The organism is Streptomyces sp. SP17BM10 (assembly GCF_036322405.1).
GTDB lineage: Bacteria > Actinomycetota > Actinomycetes > Streptomycetales > Streptomycetaceae > Kitasatospora.
Genome location: NZ_JAQYXB010000379.1, coordinates 1 through 336 on the forward strand (window position 1 = coordinate 1; position 336 = coordinate 336).

Annotated in this window: 1 rRNA gene; it reads left to right on the forward strand. The window is 57.4% G+C overall.

The features are described from left to right. Window positions 1-65, forward strand: a 16S ribosomal RNA gene (locus tag PUR71_RS02875); the annotation flags it as partial. Window positions 66-336: the final 271 nt, after the last annotated feature.

The window sequence follows — 336 nt, forward strand, 5'->3', positions numbered from 1 at the left end:
CAGCGATTGGGACGAAGTCGTAACAAGGTAGCCGTACCGGAAGGTGCGGCTGGATCACCTCCTTTCTAAGGAGCAATATGCCGGTTGCAGGCGAGTGTCCTGCACGGTTGCTCATGGGTGGAACGTTGACTATTCGGCACATTCGGTAGGGTCTGTCAGTACTGCTTCGGCGTGGAACACAGGGTCTGTATCGGGTGTGTCGGGCACGTTGTTGGGTCCTGAGGGAACGGAAACGTTGTCTCAGTGGTTGCCGGCCTCACTTGAGGTGCCCTTGTTGGGGGTGTCCGAGGGTGTGTGACTGGTCGTTGTTTGAGAACTGCACAGTGGACGCGAGCA